This is a genomic window from Bradyrhizobium sp., from assembly GCF_022844465.1.
Classification (GTDB): Bacteria; Pseudomonadota; Alphaproteobacteria; order Rhizobiales; family Xanthobacteraceae; genus Bradyrhizobium.
In genome coordinates, this window is sequence record NZ_JALHLP010000001.1 from 394,689 (window position 1) to 419,002 (window position 24,314).

Annotated in this window: 26 protein-coding genes; 14 read left to right on the top strand and 12 right to left on the bottom strand. The window is 65.0% G+C overall.

What is annotated here, in order from left to right:
• Positions 1-4 precede the first annotated feature (4 nt).
• From topA to rpmG, 6 genes are all read left to right on the top strand, one after another.
• A complete protein-coding gene (topA, locus tag Q0D31_RS01990; RefSeq protein ID WP_291843803.1) occupies positions 5-2,758 on the top strand; it encodes a type I DNA topoisomerase in 2,754 nt (917 codons plus the stop codon).
• Positions 2,759-5,092: a ribonuclease R gene (gene rnr, locus Q0D31_RS01995; protein WP_291843806.1), complete on the top strand. Its 2,334-nt coding sequence runs from the start codon at positions 2,759-2,761 to the stop codon at positions 5,090-5,092.
• On the top strand, positions 5,089-5,529 hold the full coding sequence (locus Q0D31_RS02000; RefSeq protein ID WP_291843808.1) for a DUF983 domain-containing protein: 441 nt from the start codon (positions 5,089-5,091) through the stop codon (positions 5,527-5,529). Before rnr ends, Q0D31_RS02000 begins: the two co-directional genes overlap by 4 nt.
• 39 nt (positions 5,530-5,568) lie before the next feature.
• Complete coding sequence (locus Q0D31_RS02005) at positions 5,569-6,306, top strand: NUDIX hydrolase (protein ID WP_291843810.1); 738 nt, start codon at positions 5,569-5,571, stop codon at positions 6,304-6,306.
• A 201-nt stretch (positions 6,307-6,507) separates the two neighbouring features.
• Entirely contained in the window at positions 6,508-7,833 is a 1,326-nt protein-coding gene (locus Q0D31_RS02010) for an LLM class flavin-dependent oxidoreductase (protein WP_291843812.1), read from the top strand.
• Positions 7,834-7,956: 123 nt separating this feature from the next.
• Positions 7,957-8,124, top strand: a complete 168-nt coding sequence (rpmG, locus tag Q0D31_RS02015) for a 50S ribosomal protein L33 (RefSeq protein ID WP_027537094.1) — start codon at positions 7,957-7,959, stop codon at positions 8,122-8,124.
• Positions 8,125-8,185: 61 nt separating this feature from the next.
• On the opposite strand, the gene Q0D31_RS02020 is transcribed toward rpmG, so the two are convergent.
• From Q0D31_RS02020 to Q0D31_RS02030, 3 genes are all read right to left on the bottom strand, one after another.
• Positions 8,186-9,436 (bottom strand): MFS transporter, encoded by a 1,251-nt coding sequence (locus tag Q0D31_RS02020; protein ID WP_291843824.1) that lies wholly within the window; start codon positions 9,434-9,436, stop codon positions 8,186-8,188.
• A gap of 507 nt (positions 9,437-9,943) precedes the next feature.
• Complete coding sequence (locus Q0D31_RS02025) at positions 9,944-10,558, bottom strand: YeeE/YedE thiosulfate transporter family protein (RefSeq protein ID WP_291843863.1); 615 nt, start codon at positions 10,556-10,558, stop codon at positions 9,944-9,946.
• Positions 10,559-10,572: 14 nt separating this feature from the next.
• The gene (locus Q0D31_RS02030) at positions 10,573-11,091 is read right to left on the bottom strand and encodes a YeeE/YedE thiosulfate transporter family protein (RefSeq protein ID WP_291843891.1); all 519 of its coding nucleotides are present in this window, start codon (positions 11,089-11,091) and stop codon (positions 10,573-10,575) included.
• Positions 11,092-11,153: 62 nt separating this feature from the next.
• Between Q0D31_RS02030 and Q0D31_RS02035 the strand changes: the two genes are divergently transcribed.
• Entirely contained in the window at positions 11,154-11,348 is a 195-nt protein-coding gene (locus Q0D31_RS02035; RefSeq protein WP_291843901.1) for a hypothetical protein, read from the top strand.
• A 122-nt stretch (positions 11,349-11,470) separates the two neighbouring features.
• Here the strand turns inward: Q0D31_RS02035 and Q0D31_RS02040 are convergent, their stop codons facing one another.
• Entirely contained in the window at positions 11,471-12,844 is a 1,374-nt protein-coding gene (locus Q0D31_RS02040) for a PleD family two-component system response regulator (RefSeq protein WP_291843909.1), read from the bottom strand.
• A 12-nt stretch (positions 12,845-12,856) separates the two neighbouring features.
• Positions 12,857-13,222 carry a response regulator gene (locus Q0D31_RS02045; protein WP_027538546.1) on the bottom strand — a complete coding sequence of 122 codons (366 nt, stop codon included), beginning with the start codon at positions 13,220-13,222 and terminating at the stop codon, positions 12,857-12,859.
• A 225-nt stretch (positions 13,223-13,447) separates the two neighbouring features.
• Between Q0D31_RS02045 and Q0D31_RS02050 the strand changes: the two genes are divergently transcribed.
• Positions 13,448-13,747: a DUF3572 domain-containing protein gene (locus tag Q0D31_RS02050; RefSeq protein ID WP_291843920.1), complete on the top strand. Its 300-nt coding sequence runs from the start codon at positions 13,448-13,450 to the stop codon at positions 13,745-13,747.
• Complete coding sequence (locus Q0D31_RS02055; RefSeq protein ID WP_291843928.1) at positions 13,744-15,048, top strand: DNA polymerase IV; 1,305 nt, start codon at positions 13,744-13,746, stop codon at positions 15,046-15,048. Before Q0D31_RS02050 ends, Q0D31_RS02055 begins: the two co-directional genes overlap by 4 nt.
• Before the next feature lie 34 nt (positions 15,049-15,082).
• Here Q0D31_RS02055 and Q0D31_RS02060 read toward each other — a convergent pair whose 3' ends face one another.
• Both Q0D31_RS02060 and Q0D31_RS02065 read right to left on the bottom strand, forming a co-directional pair.
• Positions 15,083-15,484 carry a RidA family protein gene (locus tag Q0D31_RS02060; protein WP_291843948.1) on the bottom strand — a complete coding sequence of 134 codons (402 nt, stop codon included), beginning with the start codon at positions 15,482-15,484 and terminating at the stop codon, positions 15,083-15,085.
• A 114-nt stretch (positions 15,485-15,598) separates the two neighbouring features.
• Entirely contained in the window at positions 15,599-16,468 is an 870-nt protein-coding gene (locus tag Q0D31_RS02065; protein WP_291843958.1) for a cell envelope integrity EipB family protein, read from the bottom strand.
• Between the two features lie 250 nt (positions 16,469-16,718).
• Here Q0D31_RS02065 and Q0D31_RS02070 point away from each other — a divergent pair, with 250 nt between their 5' ends.
• The 4 genes from Q0D31_RS02070 (at position 16,719) to Q0D31_RS02085 (ending at position 19,782) form a co-directional block, all read left to right on the top strand.
• Complete coding sequence (locus Q0D31_RS02070) at positions 16,719-17,186, top strand: RidA family protein (RefSeq protein WP_291843967.1); 468 nt, start codon at positions 16,719-16,721, stop codon at positions 17,184-17,186.
• Between the two features lie 13 nt (positions 17,187-17,199).
• Positions 17,200-17,952: a glycerophosphodiester phosphodiesterase gene (locus Q0D31_RS02075; protein WP_291843975.1), complete on the top strand. Its 753-nt coding sequence runs from the start codon at positions 17,200-17,202 to the stop codon at positions 17,950-17,952.
• Between the two features lie 118 nt (positions 17,953-18,070).
• Positions 18,071-19,309: a GNAT family N-acetyltransferase gene (locus Q0D31_RS02080; RefSeq protein ID WP_291843984.1), complete on the top strand. Its 1,239-nt coding sequence runs from the start codon at positions 18,071-18,073 to the stop codon at positions 19,307-19,309.
• Positions 19,310-19,359: 50 nt separating this feature from the next.
• The gene (locus tag Q0D31_RS02085) at positions 19,360-19,782 is read left to right on the top strand and encodes an HIT domain-containing protein (protein ID WP_291846642.1); all 423 of its coding nucleotides are present in this window, start codon (positions 19,360-19,362) and stop codon (positions 19,780-19,782) included.
• Between the two features lie 99 nt (positions 19,783-19,881).
• On the opposite strand, the gene tsaA is transcribed toward Q0D31_RS02085, so the two are convergent.
• From tsaA to Q0D31_RS02110, 5 genes are all read right to left on the bottom strand, one after another.
• Positions 19,882-20,379 carry a tRNA (N6-threonylcarbamoyladenosine(37)-N6)-methyltransferase TrmO gene (gene tsaA, locus Q0D31_RS02090; RefSeq protein WP_291844006.1) on the bottom strand — a complete coding sequence of 166 codons (498 nt, stop codon included), beginning with the start codon at positions 20,377-20,379 and terminating at the stop codon, positions 19,882-19,884.
• Between the two features lie 3 nt (positions 20,380-20,382).
• Complete coding sequence (locus Q0D31_RS02095) at positions 20,383-21,354, bottom strand: tripartite tricarboxylate transporter substrate binding protein (RefSeq protein ID WP_291844032.1); 972 nt, start codon at positions 21,352-21,354, stop codon at positions 20,383-20,385.
• Positions 21,355-21,434: 80 nt separating this feature from the next.
• The gene (locus Q0D31_RS02100; protein ID WP_291844042.1) at positions 21,435-21,779 is read right to left on the bottom strand and encodes an AzlD domain-containing protein; all 345 of its coding nucleotides are present in this window, start codon (positions 21,777-21,779) and stop codon (positions 21,435-21,437) included.
• The gene (locus Q0D31_RS02105) at positions 21,776-22,519 is read right to left on the bottom strand and encodes an AzlC family ABC transporter permease (RefSeq protein ID WP_291844053.1); all 744 of its coding nucleotides are present in this window, start codon (positions 22,517-22,519) and stop codon (positions 21,776-21,778) included. The genes Q0D31_RS02100 and Q0D31_RS02105 overlap by 4 nt, the downstream gene beginning before the upstream one ends.
• Before the next feature lie 203 nt (positions 22,520-22,722).
• Entirely contained in the window at positions 22,723-23,664 is a 942-nt protein-coding gene (locus Q0D31_RS02110) for a transglycosylase SLT domain-containing protein (protein ID WP_291844063.1), read from the bottom strand.
• Positions 23,665-23,918: 254 nt separating this feature from the next.
• On the opposite strand from Q0D31_RS02110, the gene Q0D31_RS02115 reads away from it, so the two are divergent.
• Entirely contained in the window at positions 23,919-24,275 is a 357-nt protein-coding gene (locus tag Q0D31_RS02115) for a PilZ domain-containing protein (protein WP_291844085.1), read from the top strand.
• The last annotated feature ends 39 nt before the right edge of the window (positions 24,276-24,314 follow it).

Below are 24,314 nucleotides of genomic sequence, written 5' to 3' on the forward strand. Positions count from 1 at the left end.
TAACATGAATATCGTCATCGTGGAGTCGCCGGCGAAGGCCAAGACGATCAACAAATATCTGGGCGCCTCCTACGAGGTTCTGGCCTCGTTCGGCCATGTCCGTGACCTCCCCGCCAAGAACGGATCGGTCGATCCCGAGGCCAATTTCCAGATGATCTGGGAGATCGACCCCAAGGCCGCCGGCCGGCTTAACGACATCGCCAAGGCCCTCAAGGGCGCCGACCGCCTGATCCTGGCAACCGACCCCGATCGCGAGGGCGAGGCGATCTCATGGCACGTGCTGGAGGTCATGAAGGAGAAGCGCGCGCTGAAGGACCAGAAGATCGAGCGCGTGGTGTTCAACGCCATCACCAAGCAGGCGGTGACCGATGCGATGAAGTCGCCGCGCCAGATCGACGGCGCGCTGGTCGACGCCTACATGGCGCGCCGGGCGCTGGATTATCTGGTCGGCTTCACCCTGTCGCCGGTGCTGTGGCGCAAGCTGCCGGGCGCGCGCTCGGCAGGACGCGTTCAATCGGTCGCACTGCGGCTGGTCTGCGACCGCGAGCTCGAGATCGAAAAATTCGTGCCGCGCGAATACTGGTCGCTGGTCGCGACCCTGACGACGCCGCGCGGCGACGCGTTCGAGGCGCGCCTGGTCGGCGCCGACGGCAGGAAGATCCAGCGTCTAGATATCGGCACCGGCGCGGAAGCCGAAGACCTCAAGAAGGCGATCGAGGCCGCGAGCTTCTCGGTTTCGACCGTGGAGGCAAAACCCGCGCGCCGCAATCCGCAGGCGCCCTTCACCACCTCGACGCTGCAGCAGGAAGCCAGCCGCAAGCTCGGCTTTGCCCCGGCGCATACGATGCGGATCGCGCAGCGGCTCTATGAAGGCATCGACATCGGCGGCGAGACCACCGGCCTCATCACCTACATGCGAACCGACGGCGTGCAGATCGACGGCTCCGCGATCACCCAGGCCCGCAAAGTGATCGGCGAGGATTACGGCAACGCCTATGTGCCGGACGCGCCGCGCCAGTACCAGACCAAGGCCAAGAACGCGCAGGAAGCGCATGAAGCGATCCGACCGACCGATCTGTCGCGACGGCCGGTCGAGATGCGCCGCCGCCTCGATACCGACCAGGCCAAGCTCTATGAATTGATCTGGATCCGCACCATCGCCAGCCAGATGGAATCGGCCGAACTGGAACGAACCACCGTGGATATCGCGGCGAAGGCGGGCTCCCGCCTGCTCGAACTGCGCGCCAGCGGCCAGGTCGTGAAATTCGACGGCTTCCTTGCGCTCTACCAGGAAGGCAAGGACGACGAAGCTGACGACGAGGATTCGCGCCGCCTGCCGGCCATGAGCGCGGGCGAGGCGCTGAAGAAGCAGGAACTCGCCGTCACCCAGCATTTCACCGAGCCGCCGCCGCGCTTCTCCGAAGCGTCGCTGGTCAAGCGGATGGAAGAACTCGGCATCGGCCGTCCCTCGACCTATGCCTCGATCCTGCAGGTGCTGAAGGACCGCGGCTATGTCAAGCTGGAGAAGAAGCGGCTGTACGGCGAGGACAAGGGCCGCGTCGTGGTCGCGTTCCTGGAGAATTTCTTCGCGCGTTATGTGGAGTATGACTTCACCGCGGCCCTCGAAGAGCAGCTCGACCGCATCTCCAACAACGAAATTTCCTGGCAACAGGTGCTGAAGGAATTCTGGGTCGGCTTTTCCGGCGCGGTCAATGACATCAAGGACGTTCGCGTCTCAGAAGTGCTGGACACCCTCGACGACATGCTGGGGCCGCACATCTACCCCGCCCGCGCCGACGGCGGCGACGTCAGGCAGTGCCCGACCTGCGGCACCGGCAAGCTGAATTTGAAGGCCGGAAAGTTCGGGGCCTTTGTCGGCTGCTCGAACTATCCGGAGTGCCGCCATACCCGTCCGCTGGCCGCCGATGGCGAGGCCAGCGCCGACCGCGTCCTCGGCCCGGACCCGGAAACCGGTCGCGATGTGACGGTGAAGGCCGGACGCTTCGGACCCTACATCCAGCTCGGCGAGCAGAAGGATTATGCCGAGGGCGAAAAGCCCCGGCGCGCCGGCCTCCCGAAAAACATGTCGCCCGGCGACATTGAACTCGACCTGGCGTTGAAACTGTTGTCGCTGCCGCGCGAGATCGGCAAGCATCCGGAAACCGGCGAGCCGATCACCGCCGGCATCGGCCGCTTCGGCCCGTTCGTGCGCCACGAAAAGACCTATGCGAGCCTGGAAGCCGGCGACGAGGTGTTCGACATCGGCCTCAATCGCGCGGTGACCTTGATCGCGGAGAAGATTGCAAAGGGTCCGAGCGGCCGCCGCTTCGGCGCCGATCCCGGCAAGCCGCTGGGCGAGCATCCGAGCCTTGGCGGCGTCGCGGTGAAGAACGGCCGCTACGGCGCTTATGTCACCGCCGGCGGCGTCAACGCCACGATCCCGAGCGACAAGACGCCGGAGACGATCACGCTCGCCGAGGCCATCGCCTTGATCGACGAGCGCGCCGCCAAGGGCGGCGGCAAGGTCAAGCGCGGGGCCAGGAAGGCCGCGCCGAAGAAGGCCCCCGCCAAAGCCGCCGCGGCCGACGCACCAAAGCCTATCAAGAAGGCGGCCGCGAAGAAGGTTGCGGCGAAGCCGAAACCGGAAGCCGTCAGCAAGGCGCGCGCCCCGGTCGCCTCGGCCGCCAAGACATCGGCGGCAAAGCCAACAGCATCCAAAACGCCTGCGAAGAAAAGCGCGGGCAAGGCGCGGGGTTAAGTGAAGAGAAAACCCGATCATGGCTTTCCGGCCCGGGACGCCATCGTCGCCTTCATCCGCGCCAATCCGGGCACGGTCGGGACGCGGGAAATCGCCCGCGAGTTCGGCCTGAAGAACGCGGATCGCGTTGAGCTGAAGCGTATCCTGCGCGAGCTCGCCGACGAAGGCGCGGTCGCCAAACGCGGGCGGAAGATCCAGGAGCCCGCCACCCTGCCGGCCACCGTGGTCGCCGACATCACCGGCCGCGACACCGATGGCGAATTGCTGGCGACGCCCACCGAGTGGGACACCGAGCAGGACGGGCCCGCGCCGAGAATCCGCATTCACGTTCCGCGCCGTCCGCAGCCCGGAACCGCCGCCGGCGTCGGCGACCGCGCGCTGATGCGGGTCGAAAAGCTGGATGAGGGCGGCGGCGCGCTCTATCGCGGGCGCGTCATCAAGGTAATCGACCACGCCCGCACCCGCCTGCTCGGCATCTTCCGCAAAACCCCCAACGGCGGCGGCCGGCTGGTTCCCGTCGACAAGAAGCAGGCCGGACGCGAACTGAACATTGCGCCTGCCGACACCGGCGGCGCCGAGGATGGCGACCTCGTCAGCGTCGATCTCATCCGCGCGCGCGGCTATGGCCCCGCCGCCGGCAAGGTGAAAGAGCGGCTGGGATCGCTTTCGAGCGAAAAGGCGATCAGCCTGATCGCGATCCATTCCCACGAGATTCCGCAGGCCTTCGCACCAGGCGCGGTGCGCGAAGCCGAGGAAGCGCAGCCAGCGACGCTGAAGGGCCGCGAGGACTGGCGCGAATTGCCGCTCGTCACCATCGATCCACCCGACGCCAAGGATCATGACGACGCGGTGCATGCCGCGCCCGATTCCGATTCCGGCAACAAGGGTGGCTACGTCGTCCATGTCGCCATCGCCGACGTCGCCTTCTATGTACGGCCGGGATCGGCGCTCGATCGCGACGCCCTGACGCGCGGCAATTCGGTCTACTTCCCTGACCGCGTGGTGCCGATGCTGCCCGAGCGCATCTCCAACGATCTCTGCTCGCTGGTGCCGGGCCAGCCGCGCGGCGCGCTGGCGGTGCGGCTGGTGATCGGCCCCGATGGCCGCAAGCGCGCCCACAGCTTCCACCGCGTGCTGATGCGATCGGCCGCGAAACTGAGCTACGCGCAGGCCCAGGCCGCGATCGACGGGCGGCCCGACGATTTGACCGGCCCGCTGCTGGAACCGATCCTGAAGCCGCTCTACGCGGCCTATGCGCTGGTCAAGCTCGCGCGCGACGAGCGCGATCCGCTCGACCTCGACCTGCCCGAGCGCAAGATCCTGCTCAAGGCGGACGGTTCGGTTGATCGCGTCATCGTGCCGGAGCGGCTCGATGCGCACCGGCTGATCGAGGAATTCATGATCCTCGCCAACGTCGCCGCGGCCGAAATGCTGGAAAAGAAGGCCCTGCCGCTGATCTATCGGGTGCATGACGAGCCGACCCAGGAGAAGATTCATAACCTCCAGGAGTTCCTGAAGACCCTCGATCTGCCGTTCGCCAAGGGCGGCGCGTTGCGCCCTTCCCTGTTCAACCGCGTGCTGGGCCAGGTTCGCGGCGAGGATTACGAACCGCTGGTCAACGAGGTGGTGTTGCGCTCGCAGGCGCAGGCGGAATACTCGTCGGAGAATTACGGCCATTTCGGCCTCAACCTGCGCCGCTACGCGCATTTTACCTCGCCGATCCGGCGCTACGCCGACCTGATCGTGCATCGCGCGCTGATCCGCGCGCTCGGTCTCGGCGAAGGCGCGCTGCCGGAAACCGAGACGCTGGAAAGCCTGGCCGAGGTCGCGGCGCAGATCTCCGTCACCGAGCGCCGCGCCATGAAGGCGGAACGCGAGACCGCGGACCGCCTGATCGCGCATTTTCTGGCCGACCGCATCGGCGCGACGTTTCAGGGCCGCATTTCCGGCGTCACCCGCGCCGGGTTGTTCGTCAAGCTTTCGGATACCGGCGCCGACGGGCTGATCCCGATCCGCACCCTTGGCGCCGAGTATTACAATTACGACGAGGCACGCCATGCGCTCGTCGGTTCACGCAGCGGTGCCATGCACCGGCTGGGTGACGTTGTCGACGTGCGTCTGGTAGAAGCAGCCCCGGTGGCGGGGGCGCTGCGGTTCGAATTGCTGTCGGAAGGCAAGGTCATCCAGCGCGGCAGAAAACGCGACGGCGCCGGGGTTTCGGCGACGTCGTCGAAATCGCATCCGGGCCGCAGCCCGCGCGACAAGGCCCGCAAGTCCCACAAGGGCAAGTCCGGCAAAGCCAGGTCGGGCAAACCGAAGAGAGGCAAGTCATGAGAACCGTGAGCGTCGCAACCACTGTCTGGACCCGGGATAGCGTGCGGGGCGAAAAGCGCGATCTCTGGACCGCGATGAAGCGCGGCTTTCGCTGTCGCTGCCCGCGCTGCGGCGAAGGCAGGATGTTTCGCGCCTTCCTGAAGACCGCCGACGATTGCCCGTCCTGCGGACTCGATTTGACGCCGCATCGTGCGGATGATCTGCCGGCCTATCTCGTGATCGTCGTCGTCGGCCACATGGTGGTGCCCGCGGCGCTGTGGATCGAAACCAATTACTCACCGGAAGTGTGGCTGCAACTGGCGATCTACCTGCCGCTGACATTCGCCCTTTCAATGCTGCTGTTGCAGCCGGTCAAGGGCGCGGTCGTGGGGCTGCAATGGGCCTTGCGGATGCACGGCTTTGACGACAATCCCGCTGGTGGCATTCCTCCGGTGTAGCTAAACCGCGAGTATGACAAGCGCCAGAATGGGGATGAAATGACCGACGCCGCGCCCGCCGAAAAAGAAGAAAAAGAAGCCGATCACCATCCCTATTTCCGGCCCCGCGACGCCGCGACCCTGATCCTGATCGATCGCTCCGGCGCAAAGCCGAAGGTCCTGGTCGGCAAGCGCCACGACAATGTGGTGTTCATGCCGGGCAAATATGTCTTTCCCGGCGGTCGTGTCGACAAATCCGACAACCGCGTTCCCGTTGCCGCCCCGATTCCCGGCGAACTCGAGGCCAATCTCCTCAAGGGCAGTCCGAAGATCGCGCCTTCGCGCGCGCGCGCGCTCGCGGTCGCCGCGATCCGCGAAGCCTGCGAGGAAACCGGGCTCTGCCTCGGCCGCAAGGTCGAGAAGCCCGTCAAGCTCGACGGCGCCTGGAAGCCGTTCGCGGAAGCGGGCCTGCTGCCCGATCCGTCCAGCCTTTTCCTGATCGCGCGCGCGATCACCCCGCCGGGCCGCGTCCGCCGCTTCGATACCCGTTTCTTCACTGCCGACGCATCTAGCATCGCCCACCGCGTCGAAGGCGTGATCCACGCCGACGCCGAACTGGTCGAGCTGGTCTGGGTCGAGATCGGCTCCAGGCCGCTCGCCGACGCCCATGCCATGACCAAGAATGTGCTTGCCGAGCTCGACCGCCGCCTCGCCACCGGCCCGCTTCGTCACGACGGCGCCGTTCCGTTCTTCCACTTCTACGGCGGCAAGATGCAGCGGGACGTGCTGGGGGCTTGAGGGGCCCTGATCGTCATTCCGGGATGCGCGCAGCGCAGACCCGGAATCTCGAGATTCCGGGTTCACGCTTCGCGCGCCCCGGAATGACAATCGTGTTGAGAGTCCGCTTCAAAACACAATAATCTTCTGCGCGTCTCCAATGGCGCACGCCCCGCCCCTCCTATCTCTTCCCCAACAACAACCAGCACGGAAAACGGGGCAATGGCAAAACGGCAACTCAAGCTCGGCGCGTTCATGCGGCCGGTCTCCATCCACACCGGCGCGTGGCGCTATCCCGGCGCCTGGCCGGATGCCAATTTCAATTTTCCGCGCATCAAGCAACTGATCCAGAAGCTGGAGGCCGGCAAGTTCGACGCCTTCTTCATGGCCGATCACCTCGCCGTGCTGAACATGCCGGTCAATGCGCTCAAGCGCAGCCACACCGTGACCTCGTTCGAGCCGTTCACGCTGCTGTCGGCGCTGGCCGGCGTCACCGAGCGCATCGGGTTGATCGCCACGGGATCGACCACGTTCGACGAGCCCTACCATGTCGCCCGGCGCTTCGCCTCGCTCGACCACATCTCGGGCGGGCGCGCCGGCTGGAACATCGTCACCACCTCCAATCCGGACGCCGCGCTGAATTTTGGCCTTGACGACCACATGGAGCACGCCGAGCGCTACAAGCGGGCGCGCGAGTTCTATGACGTGGTCACCGGCCTCTGGGATTCCTTTGCCGACGACGCCTTTGTGCGCGACGTCGAGCAAGGACTCTATTTCGACCCGACGAAAATGCACGTCCTCGACCACAAGGGAAAATACCTGTCGGTGCGCGGGCCGCTCAACATCGCCCGCCCCGTTCAGGGCTGGCCCCTGATCGTGCAGGCCGGCGCATCGGAAGATGGCAAGCAGCTTGCCGCGGAAACCGCCGAGGCCGTGTTCACCGGCGGCGGCCCGCTCGCCGACGGGCAGAAGCTCTACGCCGATATCAAGGACCGCATGGAAAAGATCGGTCGCGATCCCGAACATCTGAAGATCCTGCCCGGCGCCTTTGTCGTGGTCGGCGACAGCGTCGAGGAAGCCAAGGAGAAGCGCGCCAGGCTGGACGGCATGGTGCATTACGACAGCGCCATCGCCTCGCTCTCGGTGCAGCTCGGCACCGACGCCTCCGGCTTCGATCCCGACGGCCAGTTGCCGCCGATCCCCGAAACCAATGCAAGCAAAAGCGGCCGCCAGCGGCTGGTCGATGCCGCTGCGCGCGACAAGCTGACGGTGCGCCAGCTCGCCCAGCGCGCCGGCGGCTATGGCGGGCTGTCGTTCGTCGGCACGCCCGCGTCGATTGCCGACCAGATGGAGGAATGGCTGACCAGCCGCGGCTGCGACGGCTTCAACATCATGTTCCCGTTCCTGCCCGCGGGGCTCGACGATTTCGTCGACAAGGTGGTGCCCGAGCTGCAGCGGCGTGGAATCTTCCGAAGGGAATATGAGGGCAAGACGCTGCGCGAGAATTTGGGGCTGCCGAGGCCGAAAAACCGGTTCTTCGAGCGCTAATCGGCGCGAATTGAACGGGTTTCCTCTGGCAAAACCTTGACTTTGGATGGATCGAAGCTAGGTTGCGCGGCAAATGCAGGCCGGTTGGGCCGGCGTCTGATACCCCCATTTTGAGGTTCTGACATGGCCAAAGCGGTCACCATCAAGGTCAAGCTCGTTTCCACCGCGGATACCGGCTTCTATTACGTCGCCAAGAAAAATTCGCGCACCATGACCGACAAGCTGGTCAAGAAGAAGTACGACCCGGTCGCGCGCAAGCATGTCGAGTTCAAGGAATCCAAGATCAAGTAATTTCGCGGCACATCGCTAGCGGATTTGGACGGGGCCGTGCGGCCCCGTTTCGATTCGGCGACTACGCCGCCTGCATCTGCGGCGGTGGCCCGCTTGGCCGGAACAGCGCGAACGCGACCTGGATGATGCCGCCGGCCAGGCCCAGCGCGACGCCAATCCGCCACGCCATGGTGTAGGAGCCGAGCGCGTCGTACAGCAACCCGCCGCCGAAGGCGCCGAGGAAACTGCCGAGCTGATGGCTCATGAAGGCGAGCCCCTGGATCATCGCCTGCCATTTCAGGCCGAACATTTCGGCCACCGCGCCCGCAACCAGCGGCCCGACGCCCATCCACAGGAAGCCCATGATTGCGCCGAACAGCAGCGTCGCGGCCGGCGTCGGCGGCAGCATGAAATACCAGGCCAGCGCGATCGAGCGGAAGATGTAGATGCCGCCGAGCAGCGCCAGCTTGTTCCAGCGCTGGCCGGCCCAGCCGAAGAAGATGCTGCCGATCACATTGAAGCCGCCGATCATGCCGAGCGTCTGCGCGCTCAGCATCGGGTCCATGCCGCAGATCGCCAGATAGGACGGCAGATGCGTGGTGAGGAAGACGAGCTGCATGCCGCAGACAAAGTAGGCGACGGTCATGACGACGAACGAAGGGTTGGAGAACGCGATCTTCGCGGCGACGCCGGCCGAAGTATCGCCGATCTCGTCGGCCGATGGCTTCGGCAACGGAATCCTGTCCACCCGGCCGGCGTACCAGGCGGCCGGAATCATCGCGACTGCCAGCACCACGAAACCGATCAGGCCGACCCGCCAGCCATAGCCTTCGCTCAGCATTTGCCCGAGCGGCGCCGACAATAGCGCGCCAAGCGAGCCTGCGCCCGACACCAGGCCGAGCACGGTGGAGCGCACGGTCGCGGGCACCGCGCGGGCCGCCACCGACATCGCGATTGCGGCCGCGGTGCAGGCCAGCGAGATGCCGACCAGGACGCCGCCGCCGACCATGACGCTGAGAAAGCCGTGCGAGCCCGCCATCAGCGCCAGGCCCGCGATGTAGAACAGGGAGCCGGCCACCATGATGGTGCGAAAGCCGAAGCGCACCGTCAGCGCGCCGGCGAGCGGTTGCAGGAATCCCCAGGCCAGGTTCTGCACGGCGATCGCGAGCGTGAAGTCGGAGATCGATATCTTGATGTCCTGCGTCAACGGCTGCATGAAGATGCCGAGCGACTGCCGCAGGCCCATGCTCAGCGTGAGCATAATGGACGCGCCGATCAGGATCGGCAGCGTCGGACGCAGGACTTGCAGCAGGGAGGCTTGCGGCACCGGCATGGTTCTCACTCTCCGTATCGGCCGCGATTGGCAAGCCGCTTCCCGCGTTAGCCTGCCTTGATGCGCAGACCTGTGCAACTAGCCTGACTGTCGGGCAAAAGGCTACCGCGCGCGCTCGCATGGCTAGTCTATCGTTATAGTCTTGACCAAGACTCTCAGATCGACCGACGTTCAATCGACGTGGAGAGCGCAACGAGAATCGAGTTGCTCATCCGCCCGTTTGTCGTGGGTACCGCCCTGGCTGCCGCAGCCGAACCGCTTGAAAACCGGTTCGGACCTGACCGCGACCGAGATTATCGCGCGGAACGCGGGCTCAGCTAGGCCCGCCCGGGCTTCGAGAATAGGGACCGGTCAAATTTCCTTGGCGCCAACCGTCCACTGAATGGTGAAAACCGGCGCCCCGCCGTAACCTTCGTCCGCCCCTGCCTATCGACATGCATCGATAGCTGAAGGCACTTCCGGCTCAATCCCAGCCCGATCGAGCGTTCAGGTCAGTAGCCATCACGGTTATTCGGCAGGCGCAAGACGGCTGCGCGACTGCGATGTCTTTTCCGCACCGTTGCCATCGACGTCCGCGCCGAGGTCGTCGCGCCACCGCCGCAGCCTCTCGATCAGCACGAGGATGACGACGATAGCCGCTGCGAGCGCCAGTGCGCCTTGCCAATAGGGAATGCCGGCGAAATCCGTGAAGATCAGTTTGGGCCCGGTGCCGATCAACGACTTGGCGAGCCAGGGCTGCGCGTAGGAGAAAGCAACCGCGCCGGCCAGCCCACCGAGCAGCGTGAAAATGGCATCGCGATAGCCGACGCCGATCTGCGCCAGCGTCGTGCCGGGGCAGGCGCCCGCCAGCGCGATGCCGGCGCCGAGGATCAGCCCGCCGACAATGTCGGCGGCGTACAGCGCCGCCTTAGGCTGCAACTTGACGAGCCCAAATCCATTGAGAAAAGCCAGCACCACCGCGCCGGTCGCAACCGCGCTCAGAAAGACCTTGAGCATGATCCAGTTGCGCAACTGCATCTGGCCGACGATCATTCCTGGCTCGAACACCCGCGACTTCTCCAGCGCAAAGCCGAAAACAACCCCCATCAGCAGGCCGCTGATGATTCCAACTGCAACCGACATGACGGCCTCCCAGGTTAAATTCGGCGAAGCAGAAGCGACGCGGTGGCGATGCCGCCCACGAACATCGCGGCAACCGCAACGGTCGAGCCGACGGACAACTGCGCCATTCCGGATAGGCCGTGGCCACTGGTGCAACCGTCGGCAATTCGCGCGCCGAACAACATCAGAAAGCCGGCGGCAAACGCAACCGCATAACGCGAGCCGGTCGATGATGTGCCAAGCGCTTTCGCCCAGATTGGCGAGATCGATGCACGCGCCGCACCCGACATCTTCATCGACGCAAAGGCGCCGAAACCGATGCCTGCGACCAGCGCGACCTGCCAGAGGTTTTTGGCGTTCGCGGTAACGTGCCTGGCCACGTAATCGATGTTGAACAGCGAAGAATCGAACAGGCCGGCGATCCCCGCACCAACGGTTACATACGAAGAAGATGCTCCAAGCGCAGTCTCGATGATCAGGAACGCGGGAATTTGCAGCAGGCCGATAAGGATACCGGCAATGTAAGGCGACCACGCCTTTTCGAAGGGTGACATCGACAACTCCCTAATTTCATCATATTAGCATTTAATGATATAATGAGGCGATGCTCATTGACTTGGATCAACTGATCCAGGCGGTGAGAAAAATATCATTTCTACGATTTGTTGCGGATCAATCCCGCAACATGGCCGGCGTGATGATGGCGCAGCGCCAGATGGCCTTCGTCCATCCGTTCTCGTTCGAGTTCAAGCGGCTGGCATATGAGGCGGTGAAGCAAGAGCGCCGGCAAGTTCGCGCCTCTGCACAATGACTGTCATCGTCCGCGAAGGCGGACGATCCAGTATTCCAGAGAGGTCAATTGTCAAACCGAGGAGCCGCAGCGTACTGGATACCCGCTTTCGCGGGTATGACGATGGGGCTGGGTGGCGGCAGCTACGCCGCCGCGGAGACCACCCTGTTGCGGCCGTCATGCTTGGCGCGATAGAGCGCGGTGTCGGCGCGCTTGAGCACATCGGCGACCGGCTCCCCCTTGCGGTCCAGCGTCGACAGGCCGATCGAGATCGTGACCTCGATGCGCTTGGCGCCCTTGTGGACGGCGAAGCTTTCGCCAGCGATGGCGCGCCGCAGGCGCTCCGCCACCAGGCCGGCGACGTGGAGATCGGTTTCCGGCATCACGATGACGAATTCCTCGCCGCCGTAGCGGCACGCCAGATCGATGCCGCGGATCGATTTGCGGATGCGGACCGCGAATTCGCGCAGCACGTCGTCGCCGGCGTCGTGGCCGTAAGTGTCGTTGATGGCCTTGAAGAAGTCGATGTCGAGGATCATCAGCGCCAGCGGCTTGCCGCGGCCGGCGGCTTGCTCGGCGAGTGTCGCCAGATGGCTTTCCATATAGCGGCGGTTATGCAGGCCGGTCAGCGCGTCGGTGATCGCCATCTCGATCGAGTTCTGCACCTTGTCGCGCAGATGGTCGGTGTAGCGTCGCCGCCGGACCTGGGTGCGCACGCGCGCAAGCAATTCGTTCCTGTCGACGGGTCGGAGCAGGTAATCGTTGACGCCGATCTCGAGTCCGCGCAGCAGCCGCGCATTGTTGTCGATGTCGGAGATCGCGAGGATCGGCATCTGGCGGGTCCGCTCGAGCGAGCGCGCCTGGCTGCACAGCCGCAGGCCGTCATAGTTTTCCAGGCTGAGCGAGACGATCATCAGGTCGTAATTGCCGTCGGCGGCGTGGAACAGGGCTTCCGCCGGATTGGTCTCGACGTCGACGGTGTGTTCGGCGGAAAGCATCGGCGCCAGCCGCTCGTGCGACGACGGCCGGTCGTCGACCAGCAATATCCGCCCGCCGAGGCCCTTGTCGGCGACAGCGCCGCGCTCGGGCGCCTCCATGCCCATCTCGAGCGAGGTGACGGCGCGCATGCGCAGCTCATCGGTCATCATTTTCAGCCGCGTCAGCGAACGGACGCGGGCAATCAGCACGACGTCCGACACCGGCTTGGTAAGAAAATCATCGGCGCCGGCTTCCAGCCCGCGGACGCGGTCGGCCGGGCTGTCCAGCGCGGTGACGATCACCACCGGAATGAAATGCGTGGCCGGGTTGGACTTCAGCCGGCGACAGACCTCGAAGCCGTCCATGTCGGGCATCATGACGTCAAGCAGGATGATGTCGCATTCGGAGCGCGCGCAGACCTGGAGCGCCTCGGCGCCGCTGGAAGCGGTCAGCACGTCGAAATACTCCGCCGAAAGGCGGGCTTCCAGGAGCTTGACGTTGGCGGGAACGTCATCGACGACAAGAATACGCGCAGACATCGAAACTCACTCCTACCCGATAAAACGCCGCACCGTTTCGATGAACTTGCCGACCGAAATTGGTTTGGAAAGATACGCCTCGCAGCCGCCCTCGCGGATGCGTTCCTCATCGCCCTTCATCGCAAAGGCGGTGACCGCGACCACCGGGATCGCGCGCAGTTCCGGATCATCCTTGATCCAGCGCGTGACTTCGAGGCCCGATACCTGCGGAAGCTGGATATCCATCAGGATCAGGTCGGGCCGCAGCTTGCGGACGAGATCAAGCGCCTCGAAACCATTGCTGGTGCCGGAGGTCTGATAGCCATGCGCTTCGAGGAGGTCACGAAAGAGCTTCATGTTGAGCTCGTTGTCCTCCACGATCAGGACGGTTTTTGCCATCCCGCCCCTCCCTCATTCCAGGAAACAGGCCTGGCTTCGGTACGTCCCGCACCCGCCAGGCTTGTCGAAAAGTGGATTCAAACTAGCGCCAGATTCGCTCTAACCGGTTAAATACATGCATCGACTTTTCGCGAAGCGGTTTCCACTTTGTTGAACACGATCCGCAGACTCGGGCATGATGGCTGCAAATTAGAGCCCATAAGTTAAGGGAAAGGCAAACGCGCGGTGCGAAAACCTGTTCACAATCCCCGTGAAGCTGCTGAAATCGTTGCGATTCAGGCATTGTCCTTCATTGCCGGCGATGCCGAGCGGCTGGGCCTGTTCCTGGCCGAAAGCGGCATCGGCCCGGAAACGCTGCGCACGGCCGCGGCCGATCCGCAATTCCTGGCCTCGGTGCTGGATTTCGTGATGCGCGACGACGCCACGGTGCAGGCGTTCGCGAGCGTTTCCCAGTTGCACCCGACCAACATCGCCGCCGCGCGCCAGGCGCTGGGCGACTCGCATTGGGAGCGGGACGTGCCGTGAGCGCGCCGGCGCCAGAGTTTGACGGTCCGCGCGCCTTCTGCCGGGATTGCCTCGGCGGCCTCGATATCAAGGCCGTCAGATGCGGCGAATGCGGTTCGCCGCGCCTGGTTCGCCACCCAGCGCTGCCGTCGCTGACGCTGGCGCATATCGATTGCGACGCGTTCTACGCCACGGTCGAGAAGCGCGACAATCGCGATATCGCCGACAAGCCCGTCATCATCGGGGGCGGCAAGCGCGGCGTGGTGTCGGCCGCCTGCTACATTGCGCGAACCTACGGCGTGCGCTCGGCGATGCCGATGTTCAAGGCGCTGGCGCTCTGCCCCGCCGCGGTCGTGATCCGGCCAGACATGGCAAAATACGTCCGGGTCGGCCGCGAGGTCCGCCAGGCCATGCAGACGCTGACGCCGCTGGTCGAGCCGCTGTCGATCGACGAGGCGTTTCTCGATCTTTCCGGCACCCAGCGCGTCCACGGCATGATCCCCGCCAAGGTGCTGGCGCGCTTTGCCCGCGACGTCGAGCGCGACATAGGGATTACGGTGTCGGTCGGCCTGTCCTGTAACAAGTTTTTGGCCAAGATCGCCTCCGACCTCGACAAGCCGCGCGGCTTTGCCGCGCTCGACCAGATCGAGGCCCGCGCCATGCTGGCGGACAAGCCGGTCGGATTCATCTATGGCGTCGGTCCCGCGACCCAGCAAAAACTGCTGCAGCGGGGCTTTCGCACCATCGCGGACCTGCAGCGCGCCGACGAGGTAGAGTTGATGAAGCAGTTTGCCGGCGAAGGCCGGAGGCTGTGGCGGCTGGCGCGCGGCATCGACGACCGCAGCGTGGTGCCCGACCGCGGCGCCAAGACGATTTCCAACGAAACCACGTTCGACACCGACATCAGGGATTACGCCACGCTGGAGAAGGTGCTGTGGCGGCTTTCAGAGAAAGTGTCTTCGCGGCTGAAGGGCGGCGATCTCTCGGGCCTTACCATCACCTTGAAGCTGAAGACCGCAGATTTCAGGCAGCGCACCCGCTCGCAGTCGATCCATGCGCCGACCCAGCTCGCCGCCAAGATCTTCGCGGTATCGCGGGAGATGCTGGCCAGGGAGATTGACGGCACCGCCTTCCGCCTGATCGGCACCGGCGTCAGCGCCCTGCGCGAGGGGTCGCTGGCCGACGACACTGACATGCTCGACCGCCGGTCGGCCCACGCCGAGCGCGCGATGGACGACTTGCGAAAGAAGTTCGGCCATGCCGCCGTGATCAGGGGCATTGCCTATAATGGGCCGGCGCAGGACGAAGACGAAGAGGAATAGCCCGCTGTCTCTCCCCGAAAAAGACGCAGCGTTGTCAATCGACGACGGCGACCGCCTCGATCTCGATCAGCCATTCCGGCGCGGCGAGCGCCGATACGCCGACCAGCGTGCTCGCCGGCGGCTCCATGCCTTCAAAGAACGCCGAGCGCGCCTTGCCGATGATGGGGCGGAGTTCCGGCTTGTAGCCCACCACAAAGGTGGTGATCTTCACGATATTGGCGTAGCTCGCGCCGGCGGCCTTCAGCGCCAGGCCAAGATTATGCATCACCTGGGTCGTCTGCGCGGCGAGGTCGCCGGCGCCGACCACCCTTCCCTCATCGTCGGTGGACACCTGTCCCGAGATATGGATCGTTCGCCCACCCGAGGCGACGACGACGTGGGAATAGGCCGGATTGTGGTGCAGGCCGCTGGGCTTGAGGTGTTGGAGCTTGCTCATGTTGGTGCCTTCCTGAGAGTGCTGTCATTCCGGGATGGTCCGAAGGACCATCCCGGAATCTCGAGATCCCGGGTTCGCGCTATTGCGCGCCCCGGGATGACCGGCTTTCGCCGGTCACTTGCACGGCCTGGAATCCCTCACGTCGAATTTTCCCATCGCGCCCGAAATCACGAAGTCATTGTAGTCGAGCACCAGCGCGCGGGAGACGCCGTTCTCGAACAGCTCGAATGACATGGCATAAACCGGCGTCTGCTCGCCGTCCTTGGCCTTGGCGGCGCGGTCGTAGTAGCTCACCGTGACCGGCCAGCGCGTCAGCGCCCGCATCCGCTCGTCGGCGGTCGAGGGATCCGGCGCGGCGATGCTGCGGCTGCCGGGGATCGGCTGCCCGATGACGGACAACGTGTCGTACACCTTCTCGCCGTTGTCCGAGCCGTCATAGACCATCAATTCCAGCACCGACTTGCCGGCGCGGGCGGCGGCGATGATGTGCTGGATCTGCTCGGTCGGGAATACGACCTTGCCGTCGAGGTTGAAGGTCTTGGCAACCGGCTGCTTCAGCTTGACCGTGATGCCGTCGCCGACCCGCTCGGCGACCCCGTCGATCGGCGCGGCGTCGGCATCGTTCATCCGGGTCTCGATCTTGAAGCGGTAGGTCTTGCCGGCGGCATCTTCCCAGGAGGTTGAACGCAGGTCGCTGAGCGTAAGCTTGCCCTCGCCGCTGTCGAGCTCCGAGACCTGGCGGAATTCGGATGTGTAGCCCTCGCAGGCACTGCCCGAGAAGCTGTAGAGAATGCGACCGCGCGCGGCGTTGATCGCATTGGACCCGCGCGACTTGACCAGCTTCAGGTCATACAGCGCCTGATGGGCGAGGAATGGCCCGTTGGCGGCCGCCAGCGCCGGTGCGCTTGCGAAGCCGGACCATCCCAGGGTCGCTGCAATCGAGAACGCCAGGGCGCGGGCCGGAATCGGAAACATGCTCGCCATTTGCCGTTTTCCTCGAAAGGGATTCGCCTACAGTAGTGACGGCGTTATTGCGTCGCAACTAGGGCGGCCTCCCGAAAGCAAGGATTTTGACGCCGAACCGCCTTGATTCCTGACATTCTTGCCGGTGACGCATGCCAGGCGGAACAAACGCGCAAGGTCTTCCCCAGGCTCCTTGCACCGGGGGACGCGATGCGCGAAACCATGCGGGCCGGATCTTCGGATCAGGAGCAATCAAATCGGGGACATCAAAATGGCGGGAACGGTCGAACAGAAGCTTGCGGCGCAAGGCATCAGCCTGAGCGAACCCCGCGCGCCCGTGGCGAACTACGTCGGCTTCGTGCGCACCGGAAACCTGCTGTTTGTCTCGGGCCAGGTCTGCGCCAATGCGGAAGGCAAGTTGATCGCCAAGGGCAAGCTTGGCGCCGGCGTCACCATCGAACAGGGCTACACGGCGGCGCAGGGTTGCGCCGTCAATCTGCTGGCGCAAATCAAGGCCGCGCTCGGCGATCTCGACAAGGTGGTCCGCGTCGTTCGGCTCGGCGGGTTCATCAATTCGACGCCCGACTTCCTCGACGGACCCAAGGTGCTCAACGGCGCTTCCGACCTGATGGTCGCAGCCTTCGGCGACAAGGGCCGCCACGCCCGCACCACCGTCGGCGTCGCCTCCCTGCCCGCGGACGCCGCCGTCGAGGTCGACGGCATTTTCGAAGTATCCTGAGCGGAGCCGTGGCATGCGCGCGCCGGACTGGCTGACGGCGCGCCCGATCGCCCATCGCGGCTTGCACGATCTTGCCCGCGGCATCGTCGAGAACATGCCGGCGGCGGCGCAGGCCGCCATCGACGGCGATTTTTCCATCGAATGCGACATCCAGCTTTCGTCCGACGGCGAGGCGATGGTGCATCATGATGACGCGCTCGGCCGCCTCACCGAGGGCTCCGGCGCGCTGCTGGGCAAGACCGCGGCCGAGCTCAAGGCGGTCAGGTTCAAGCATACGCCGGAACGGATGATGACGCTCAGCGATCTCTGCGCGCTCGTCGCCGGCCGCGTGCCGCTGGTGATCGAGGTGAAAAGCCATTTCGATGGCGACCGAAGGCTGGTTAAGCGGATGGCCGACGTGCTCGCTTCCTATTCCGGTCCGGCCGTCGGCATGTCGTTTGATCCGGACCAGGTGCTGGCGCTGCGCCAGTTCATCCCCGGCCGTCCGCGCGGCATCGTGGCCGAGCGCGAATATGCCGCGGCGGATTGGCCGCAAGCCTCCGCCGAACAGCGCCGCGGCATGACGCAGCTCCGCCACGCTTTCCGTACCCGGCCTCACTTCGTCGCTTATTGGGTCAACGAGCTGCCCGCGGCGGCCCCCTGGATCGCCCGCAACCTGTTTTGCCTGCCGCTGCTGACCTGGACGGTGCGCACGCCGGAACAACGCCAACGGGCGGCCCGCCACGCCGACCAGATCATCTTCGAGGGGTTCGTTCCGGGAAGCTGATCGGCGCGCGCCACCTTGCGCTTGCGCGCCCAATGCACGATCTTTGCAAGGAGTTGGTCGCCATGGGCGATGGTTGGGCGATGGCTGCTCGCACGATGGGACCGGTCCGAATTTCTCGATGGCGTCATCCGAAATCACCCTCGAAGCCGTCCCCTCCGTCAGCGAGATCAAGGCTGCGGACTGGGACGCCTGCGCCCATTCAGGGCCGGATTCCGATAGCCTCGACAAGCTCGACACGCTGGCTGCGGTCGGGTCGCAAGGCGGTTCCTGCAAACCTGTCTATAACCCCTTCGTTTCCCATGCTTTTTTTGCCGCCGCGGAAGCTTCAGGCTCGGCCTGCGCGCGCACCGGCTGGGGGCCGCGGCATCTGGTGGCGCGGCTCGGCGGCGAAATCGCCGGCATCGTCCCCTGCTATCTGAAATCGCATTCCCAAGGCGAATACGTCTTCGACCGCGGCTGGGCGGATGCCTATGAGCGCGCGGGCGGACGCTATTATCCCAAGCTGCAGGTCTCGGTGCCGTTCACCCCCGCCACCGGGCCGCGGCTGCTGATCCGCGACGGCGTCGACCGCGAGCGGATCGGAACCGCGCTCGCCAGCGGCCTGATGGCGCTGTGCAACGCCACTGACGCGTCCTCCGTGCATGTGACCTTCGCCCGCGAGGCGGAAGCAAAATTCCTGGGCGAGCACGGTTTCCTGCAACGTAACGACCAGCAGTTCCACTGGCGCAATGCCGGCTATGGCAGTTTCGATGACTTTCTCACCTCGCTGAACTCGCGCCACCGCAAGGCGATCAAGCGCGAGCGGCGCGAGGCCACCGCCGCAGGGATCACCATCCACCGCCTGACCGGCGCCGACATCACCGAGGATGCCTGGGACGCGTTCTTCGCCTTCTACATGGAGACCGGCTCGCGCAAATGGGGCCGGCCCTACCTGACCCGAAAATTCTTCTCGCTGATTGGCGAGAGCATGGGCCGCGACGTGCTCTTGGTGATGGCCAGGCGCGACGGCCGCTGGATCGCCGGCGCCATCAACTTCATCGGCTCGGACACGCTGTTCGGCCGCAACTGGGGTGCGATCGAGCATCACCCGTTCCTGCATTTCGAGGTCTGCTACTATCAGGCGATCGAATTCGCGATCGAACGCGGCCTGAACACGGTCGAAGCCGGTGCGCAGGGCGAGCACAAGCTGGCGCGCGGCTACCTGCCACAAACCACCTACTCCGCCCACTACATTGCCGATCCGGGATTGCGCCGGGCGATTGCGGACTATTTGAAGCGCGAACGCGCCTATGTGGCCGAAGTCGGCCGCGAATTGGCTGAAGCCGGCCCGTTCCGCAAGGCCGCCGACGAGGCTTGACCTCATCGGCGATCAACATGAAATTCGGCCAGACCTCGAGGGACAAGACCATGCCCGCCTATGACACCAACAACCCCTTCGCAAGAATTCTGCGCGGCGAGTTTCCCTGCCACAAGGTCTATGAGGACGAGCACGTCCTGGCCTTCCTCGACATCATGCCACGCTGCCCCGGCCATACGCTTGTCATCCCGAAGGCGCCGGCCCGCAACATCCTCGACATCACGGCTGACGACTATGCCCATGTCGCGCGCGGCGCCCACAGGATCGCCGCTGCCGCCATCAAGGCCTTCAACGCCGACGGCATCACCGTGCAACAGTTCAGCGAGCCCGCCGGCGGGCAGGTCGTGTTCCACCTGCACATGCATGTGATGCCGCGCCATGACGGCATCGCGCTGCTGCCGCCGGCCAGCCGCAAGGAAGATGTCAAGGTGCTGGAGGACAATACGACCAGGCTGGTCGCGGCGCTGGGGTAGCTGGCCCTTCGTCATTGCGAGCGAAGCGAAGCAATCCATCATGCCACAAGCAATGAGTGGATTGCTTCGTCGCTATCGCTCCTCGCAATGACGGCGAAACTACTCTCCCTCCGTCTCGACGTCCCCACCCTTTGCCTGCGCCAATGGCGAGAACTCGCAGCGGTCGGGCTTGACGTCCAATAGCGGCGTTTCGTCAAGGCAGTCGAGGCCGCGCACCAAGATGGCGTTGCCCTCGATCGCGACGAACTTCACGATCGAGGTGCCGATCGGGTTCGGCCGCACCGGCGAGCGCAGCGAGAACGTACCGCGGGTCTTCTGGTTGTTCTTCGGGCTCTGCAGCACGAGGTCGCGGCGCGACTGATGCAGCCAGTAGATCACTTCGAGATACTCGTAGAAATCGACGCCCTTGATCGCAGGGACCCACGGCTCGAAAATCTCCAGCCGGCAGACCGGGCCGTCGTGACGGCCCTGTCGCGGGGTGTCCTGCCGAGATTTCCAGGGCGTGCGGATGCGGCCGATGAACACCAGCCCGGCGTCGCGGGGCGGCGGCATCTCGACGGTGAGTTCGCCCTCGCGGATCCCGGTCTTCTGAACCATCGTCTAATCCAGCGAAATGTTGAGCGTCTTGATCACGCCGGCCCATCGCGCCCGGTCGGTGGCGACGAATTTGTCGATCTCGGCCTGGCTCTTCGGACGCAACGGCGGGAAGCCGACCTTGTCGAGCGAGCCGCGGAAGGCCTCGTCGCTCAACGCCTTGTTCAGACTGGCGGTGAGCTTCCGCGCGATGTCATCCGGCAGCTTTGTCTGCGCGGCGACGCCGTACCACACGCTGACGCCGTAATCGGGATAACCGGCCTCGGCCATGGTCGGGACATCTGGCAGGTCGGCAACGCGCTGCGCCGAGCTGACCGCCAGCGCCCGCACCAGCCCGCCCTTGACCGGCGGCAGCGCGGTGCCGAGCGTATCAAACATCAGCTGGATGTTGCCCGACAACAGATCGGTCAGCGCCGGAGCTGCGCCCTTGTAGGCGACGTGGACCATGTCGACGCCGGCCATCTGCTTGAACATCTCGCCGGCCAGATGAATGGTGCCGCCGGTGCCGGCCGATCCGAAATTGAGTTTTCCGGGATTTTGCTTCGCGTAGGCCACGAACTCCGCCACCGTCTTGGCGGGCACGGCAGGGTGGACTTCCATCACGACCGGCAGGTCGGTGATCAGCGCAAGCAGGCGGAAGTCCCTCGCGGGATCATAGGGCAATTTCTTGTAGAGCATCGGGTTGAGCACGATGATCGAGGCCGCCGTGAAGAACAGCGTGTAGCCGTCGGGCTCGGCGCGCGCCGCCGCGTCCGCGCCGATCGCGCCTTGCGCGCCGGCCTTGTTCTCGACCACGACGGTCTGCTTGAGGTCGCGGCTGAGATAGTCGCCGACCATGCGGCCGAGCACGTCGGTCGGGCCGCCCGCGGCGTAGGGCACGATCAGCCTGATCGGACGCGTCGGATAGTCGGCCGCCTGCGCCAGCGGCGCGGCGCAGAGAAAACTGCACGCGAGCGCCGCTAGTTTGATCCAGTTCATGGTGTCTTCCCCGCTGTTTTCATTGCCAGTTTCTTTGCGCTGTCAGGGGCGGACAGTACCGGATTATCCGCACTCTGCAATCAACCGAGCCACCAATTCCCCGCCACCAGGACGATCTCGCCGCCGACAACGCCGGCAAAGATCGATCGCCGGGTCAGGATAAAGACCGCAAATCCCGCGGCAACCGCGCCGTAGCGCAGCCCGTCGGGTACGCTGGCGAGCGCTCCCGGCGGCTGCAGCAGGATTTGCGCAATCACGCCGGCGAGGATCGCCGTCGCCACCGCCCTCACCCACACCAGCAGTTCGGAGCCCTCGTCGACGCCGGCGCCGAACCAGAGCCCGGCCATGCGCCAGATTTCGTTGGGCAGGAAGCCGGCGATCACCAGGATCAATAGCGCCTGGGGGCTGCCAAAAAACTCGCTCATGCGCGCACCCTTCCCCGCCACCAATGCGCGCCATAGGCGATGGTGCCGGCCGCGATGCCGCTGAGCAGGACATCGACGCCGGTCTGCAACATCGACACCAGCGGAAACAGCGCCAGCCCCAGCACCAGCGCCAGCACGTCCGACAATTGGCGGCAGTTGCGCGCGGTCGAAAGCAGGAACGCCAGCGGCGTCAGCAGCAGGATCGCCGCCGCAAACAACGGCGGCAGGTTGGCGGCAAGGCCGTAGCCGAGCGCGGTGGCGGCGAGACAGACGATGAGGAGCCCGCTGCCGAGCCCATGGGTGAAAGCAATGCGCCGCGCGCGCGGAACCTGCGGCAGCAGCCGGTAGCATTCGACCCACAGGGTGACGGCGATGAAGTGCGCCACCAGCACGAGGTGACGGCGTTTTGTCTGCGGCGTTCGCAACAAGGGTAGCACCGACACCACCATCGGAAACAACCGGATCGCGCTCAACGTGACCGCGATCGCCGCCTGCACCGCGGTCGCCCCCGAACCCAGCGTCGATATCAGGATGATCTGTGCCGGCCCCGCCCACACCAGGAGCGTGCTGCCGAGCACCCACCCCAGGCTGAACTGGCTGTCATGGGCCAGCGCGCCGATGCCGAGATAGGTCGCAAACAGCACCAGCGTCAGCACCGTGGACGCAACCGAGCCCATGCCCCACGCGAAGGCGCGCAAGGGGCTGTGCCATTGGGGGGAGTCGAGCGGAGGCAGCGGCAATTGAGACCGATGGGATTTGACTGGTTGCCAGCATAGGGCTGACCAAAGCGTCGGGCGTCAAGCAAGCGGCAGCACAAGGCGGTTATGCAGTGCGTTGATAAGGAAACATTGTCATTCCGGGGCGATGCGAAGCATCGAACCCGGAATCTCGAGATTCCGGGTCTGGTCCTTTCGGACCATCCCGGAATGACGAAGCACATGCATCATCCCTGCACGCCCCGGTTCCGCAGCACAAAGCACGCCTCGCCCGCCTTGCGAATGCGGTTGCAGAGGTCGTCGGCGGCGGGCCGGGTGTCGGTGCCGATCCGCACCTGGTAGAATGCGCGGGTGCCGCGGCTGCGCATTACCGAGGAAAGCAGGCTCGGATCCCGATCGCTAATCACCGGGCCAAGACGTTTCATCGCGCGGGCGTACATCGCAAGCGCCCTGTCGCGGCTGAACCCGGCCGCGAGCTGCACGCCCCACAATTTGGCCGCGCCAAGCCTGACGCGTTGCTCAAGCCCGGTCACGAACGGATTGGGGGCGCGCTGGAGCAAGGCCATCAGATCACGGCAGCTTGACGGCGAAGCCTGCTCGGGCATCTTCCCGGTCCGTCCCGCCGCCGCCCACGCTTCGACGGTCGATCCGGTGATGGCGACCACGTAGCTGCGGGTTTCCTGCGGCATGTAGCCTGTTCCCGCGAGCCATTCCTGCACCCGGCGCGGACCGGCATTGTAAGCTGCCGCCGCGAGGCCAAGATTGCCGAACTGGTCGCGCAGCTCCTGCAGGAACTCGGCGGATTTCGGCAACGCCTGCACCGGATCGAACGGATCAAGCAACCGCCGCTCGCTCGCGGTGCCCGGCATGAACTGGGCGATCCCCTGCGCCCGCTGGCCATTGCGCGTCACCGGCCCCACCGCATCGGGCTGAAACCGGCTTTCCTGCCAGATCACGCGGGCGAAAAACTCCAGCGGCAGGCCCGATGCCTTCGCCGCCGATTCGATCATCAGGCACATCGCTTCGCGCGCATCGCTCCCGCGCGCGACTTCGGCCGGCTTCTGGCCGGGTATCGCCGGTTCCTCGACGCTGGGGCGGGCGGCATCGGCCGTCGCAGGCTTCGCGTCCTCCGCGATCGCCGGCGTAAATGCGCAGGAAATCAATACCATGCAGGCTATGGCGGTGAAACGCTGACCTCGTGGCATGGCAGATTGGTCCGAACAGATAGAACCCTCTCAACGAATATGGCGCTCCGATGTATCCGGCTCCCCGCTCCCGAGGCCTCTTTTTTTGCAGGAAGAAGCCCGAATCCGCGCCGCCGGGCCGGCCTATGGGTTTACGTTAACGCCGTATTTTGCCCGTCCCGGCCTTTCGCTGGGAGCAAAGCGGCGTAAAGGTCCGGCCTTGTTTTCGGAGATTTTCAATGCAGGACCGACGCGAACACAGGCGCGACAAGGTGATGTATGGCGGCGTCGCCGAGATCGGCGAGCATGGCGCCAGGCGTGAATGCATCGTCCGCAACATTTCAGATCAGGGTGCGGCCATCGAGTTCCGCAACCCCGTCCGCCTGCCAAGGGAGCAGCTTTCACTCCGGGTCGCGCGCAAGGGCCGCGCCTTCCTCGCCAGGGCCGTGTGGTGGCGGGACAATTTCGTCGGCGTCGCCTTCCGCGCCGAGTCCCCCGTCGAACCTGTATCCGACCTCGACGAGCGGCTGCGCCAGAGCGAGATCAAGAAGCAGCAATTGCAGCGGCGCATCCAGAAGCTGCTCGACGAACGCTGAGGCAGCGCCACCGGTCAGGCCGATACGGCAAGAAAAAGA

Excerpts from the sequence above, each read along its gene's own strand:
- Q0D31_RS02045 (WP_027538546.1), bottom strand. The coding sequence starts at position 13,222 with ATGGCAAAAACCGTCCTGATCGTGGAGGACAACGAGCTCAACATGAAG.
- Q0D31_RS02020 (WP_291843824.1), bottom strand. The coding sequence starts at position 9,436 with ATGCCGGTGCCGCAAGCCTCCCTGCTGCAAGTCCTGCGTCCGACGCTG.
- tsaA (WP_291844006.1), bottom strand. The coding sequence starts at position 20,379 with ATGGTTCAGAAGACCGGGATCCGCGAGGGCGAACTCACCGTCGAGATG.
- Q0D31_RS02115 (WP_291844085.1), top strand. The coding sequence starts at position 23,919 with ATGCAGGACCGACGCGAACACAGGCGCGACAAGGTGATGTATGGCGGC.
- Q0D31_RS02005 (WP_291843810.1), top strand. The coding sequence starts at position 5,569 with ATGACCGACGCCGCGCCCGCCGAAAAAGAAGAAAAAGAAGCCGATCAC.
- Q0D31_RS02065 (WP_291843958.1), bottom strand. The coding sequence starts at position 16,468 with ATGGCGAGCATGTTTCCGATTCCGGCCCGCGCCCTGGCGTTCTCGATT.
- Q0D31_RS02110 (WP_291844063.1), bottom strand. The coding sequence starts at position 23,664 with ATGGTATTGATTTCCTGCGCATTTACGCCGGCGATCGCGGAGGACGCG.
- Q0D31_RS02070 (WP_291843967.1), top strand. The coding sequence starts at position 16,719 with ATGGCGGGAACGGTCGAACAGAAGCTTGCGGCGCAAGGCATCAGCCTG.
- topA (WP_291843803.1), top strand. The coding sequence starts at position 5 with ATGAATATCGTCATCGTGGAGTCGCCGGCGAAGGCCAAGACGATCAAC.
- Q0D31_RS02085 (WP_291846642.1), top strand. The coding sequence starts at position 19,360 with ATGCCCGCCTATGACACCAACAACCCCTTCGCAAGAATTCTGCGCGGC.
- Q0D31_RS02000 (WP_291843808.1), top strand. The coding sequence starts at position 5,089 with ATGAGAACCGTGAGCGTCGCAACCACTGTCTGGACCCGGGATAGCGTG.
- Q0D31_RS02010 (WP_291843812.1), top strand. The coding sequence starts at position 6,508 with ATGGCAAAACGGCAACTCAAGCTCGGCGCGTTCATGCGGCCGGTCTCC.
- Q0D31_RS02100 (WP_291844042.1), bottom strand. The coding sequence starts at position 21,779 with ATGAGCGAGTTTTTTGGCAGCCCCCAGGCGCTATTGATCCTGGTGATC.
- Q0D31_RS02060 (WP_291843948.1), bottom strand. The coding sequence starts at position 15,484 with ATGAGCAAGCTCCAACACCTCAAGCCCAGCGGCCTGCACCACAATCCG.
- Q0D31_RS02030 (WP_291843891.1), bottom strand. The coding sequence starts at position 11,091 with ATGTCACCCTTCGAAAAGGCGTGGTCGCCTTACATTGCCGGTATCCTT.
- Q0D31_RS02095 (WP_291844032.1), bottom strand. The coding sequence starts at position 21,354 with ATGAACTGGATCAAACTAGCGGCGCTCGCGTGCAGTTTTCTCTGCGCC.
- Q0D31_RS02080 (WP_291843984.1), top strand. The coding sequence starts at position 18,071 with ATGGCGTCATCCGAAATCACCCTCGAAGCCGTCCCCTCCGTCAGCGAG.
- Q0D31_RS02025 (WP_291843863.1), bottom strand. The coding sequence starts at position 10,558 with ATGTCGGTTGCAGTTGGAATCATCAGCGGCCTGCTGATGGGGGTTGTT.
- Q0D31_RS02040 (WP_291843909.1), bottom strand. The coding sequence starts at position 12,844 with ATGTCTGCGCGTATTCTTGTCGTCGATGACGTTCCCGCCAACGTCAAG.
- rpmG (WP_027537094.1), top strand. The coding sequence starts at position 7,957 with ATGGCCAAAGCGGTCACCATCAAGGTCAAGCTCGTTTCCACCGCGGAT.
- Q0D31_RS02075 (WP_291843975.1), top strand. The coding sequence starts at position 17,200 with ATGCGCGCGCCGGACTGGCTGACGGCGCGCCCGATCGCCCATCGCGGC.